Source organism: Pedobacter agri PB92 (assembly GCF_000258495.1).
GTDB classification, from domain to species: Bacteria; Bacteroidota; Bacteroidia; order Sphingobacteriales; family Sphingobacteriaceae; genus Pedobacter; species Pedobacter agri.
On sequence record NZ_AJLG01000304.1, the window covers coordinates 1 to 2,455 of the forward strand.

The 2,455-nt window shown below is 35.4% G+C and carries 4 protein-coding genes; all 4 read left to right on the forward strand.

The features are described from left to right. Positions 1-221 precede the first annotated feature (221 nt). Genes ON09_RS23405 through ON09_RS24630 form a run of 4 tightly spaced genes read left to right on the forward strand, consistent with a single transcriptional unit; the run spans position 222 to position 2,278 of the window. The gene (locus tag ON09_RS23405; protein ID WP_010603498.1) at positions 222-899 is read left to right on the forward strand and encodes a response regulator transcription factor; all 678 of its coding nucleotides are present in this window, start codon (positions 222-224) and stop codon (positions 897-899) included. A gap of 57 nt (positions 900-956) precedes the next feature. Beyond that, positions 957-1,451, forward strand: coding sequence for a hypothetical protein (locus ON09_RS24620; protein WP_051010268.1), 495 nt, complete (start codon positions 957-959; stop codon positions 1,449-1,451). Then, positions 1,399-2,073, forward strand: coding sequence for a sensor histidine kinase (locus ON09_RS24625; RefSeq protein ID WP_157259065.1), 675 nt, complete (start codon positions 1,399-1,401; stop codon positions 2,071-2,073). Before ON09_RS24620 ends, ON09_RS24625 begins: the two co-directional genes overlap by 53 nt. A gap of 16 nt (positions 2,074-2,089) precedes the next feature. Beyond that, the gene (locus ON09_RS24630; protein WP_051010270.1) at positions 2,090-2,278 is read left to right on the forward strand and encodes a sensor histidine kinase; all 189 of its coding nucleotides are present in this window, start codon (positions 2,090-2,092) and stop codon (positions 2,276-2,278) included. Positions 2,279-2,455: the final 177 nt, after the last annotated feature.

A 2,455-nucleotide genomic window follows, 5' to 3' on the forward strand; every position in this document is an offset into this window, starting at 1 on the left:
GATGCCTGATTTTGGATGGGGTGCTGTCTGATTGGTTTTTGCATTGCAGCAATTCCATGCGCATTGCGCCTCCGCTAATCATTACCAAGCAAGAAATTGAGGAAGCCTGCGAGATCATTCTGAAAAACATTAATTTAGTAAGCGGATAAAGGAACAAAGAATCAAGATCAAAGATTCATCTCATTCACTTAAAACTTATAACCTACACTTATAACTCATTCATGAACGTACTCATAGTTGAAGATGAAAAAAGCCTGGCTTTAGAGATGGATGAATTTCTAAGTAAGGAAGGTTTCATCGTGGAACATGCCTGGAAAAAATCTTCTGCAGAAGAGAAGATATTTGTAAATAATTACGATTTCATTTTACTTGATTTGGGTTTGCCGGATGGCGATGGTTTTGAAGTTTTGAAACAGCTAAAAGCAATTAAGGATCGGGATGATGCCGTAATTATCCTCACTGCAAGAAGTGCTGTCGACGATCGGATTAAAGGTTTGGACGAAGGTGCTGACGATTACCTACCAAAGCCATTTTCATTGAATGAACTACTGGCCCGGATGCACGCCATAACCCGAAGAAAACACAAACTGGAAAAAAACGAAATCAATATTCATAATTTCCTGCTTAATATTCAAAACAGAACAGTTTCTTTTAGCGAAGAAAGGCTGAATCTTACAAAAAAAGAATTCGAGATTTTTAATTACCTGGTATTGAATAAAAATCGTGTGGTTTCTAGAATGAGTTTAACTGAACATGTTTGGGGCGACATTCTTGAAGTTAATTCTGATTCAAATTTTGTTGATGTGCATGTTAAAAATCTACGAAAAAAGCTTGCAGCAGTAACAGAAATCGACTGGTTCGAAACCGTAAGGAGTATTGGCTATCGGATTAATTGCTAAAAGTTTGTTATTGCTAACAAAATAGTATCCATTTTACATTTTAATATCATCCATCAATTGAAGTTACAGGTTAAGTTTTCCTTATATAATGCCATCACTAAAATTGCGATTATCGTGGTGTTAGGAGGAATTATCTTGTTTTCATTGGATAAACTTGCCTTTAATCAGCTTGATAACCGACTCATTAAGAAAAAAAACAAGATTATTGAACACCTGAATGATAATGAAATCGATAGCTTACTTAACAAAGAACAGTCTTTCACCGACTACAATATTTTAAAGGAAGAATTTATTGTCCTAACTGACATTGCCGATAATCAGAAATCAGCATCTGCCGACATATTCACCGAAAAAAGAGAAATTGAAGGGGATATTGAAGTGTACAGGATTTTAAACTATAAATTTTCTTACCACACCAATTGGTACAATTTAGAAATAGGCGAATCGATGACGGCTTTATCATCAAATAAAAAATGCCATTCGGTTCTACATGCTAATTGTGCTTTTTGTTGCTTTGCTCATTACGCTGGTTACAGATTATTTCTTCTCTAATTTCTTGCTAAAGCCTTTCTATGCCATTATCGATAAAAAAATCAATCTTGTAAACGATCCTTCTCACTACAATTACGATAACATTCCAACCAGTACCGATGATTTTAAGATGCTGGACAATAGCGTTAACTCCCTGATGAAAAAGATTAACAACCTTTTCGCCCTGGAGAAACAATTTATTGCCAATGTTTCTCATGAACTGCTTACGCCCATCTCTGTTTTAAGCACACGGTTTGAAAATATGCTCAATACGCCAGAAATGCCTGTGGCGCATGAAAATAAAATTTACGCTTCGCTAAAAACACTTAACCGCTTAAAACTGGTTATTAATAGCTTACTGTTAATTTCTAAAGTGGAGAATAATCAATATCTGAAAACGGAAGAAATTAGCCTTAAGGAAGAAATTGAAGATATTTATGAAGATCTTGAAGATCGCATTGCAGATAAAAATATTGTTTTCAAATTAGCGCTGACTGAAGATTTTCAGTTTATAGGAAATAAAGCCCTGATCCATACCCTGCTGATGAATGTGATCAATAACGCCATCAAGTATAATATTGAAAAGGGATCCATCGAGATCAGTGGCGAAAAAAAAGGAACATCGATATCATTTAACCATTGAGGATAGCGGCTTAGGAATGAAAAAAGAATTGCTTGAAAATGCCTTTGATCGTTTTAAGCGTGGAAATACAGAAGAAAACGGTTTCGGTTTAGGCTTGGCCATCGTTCAAAGTATTGCCAGATTTCATAGTATAGAAGTTGAGATCCTATCTGAAGAACATAAGGGAACCTGTGTTTCACTTATTTTTAATATGAAAATAAGCTGATAGGCAAACTGGTTCTGCCATACACAAAATTGCTACCTTTGTAATTGATGCTGAACCGATTTTTTAATAAAATATTCTTATTGCTCCTCGCCATTTCACTGTTTTCCATCTCAGGATTAATGGCGCAACAGCCCGTTGAAATACAGAATGGTGTTGCTCAGCACTATTTTCACTTTC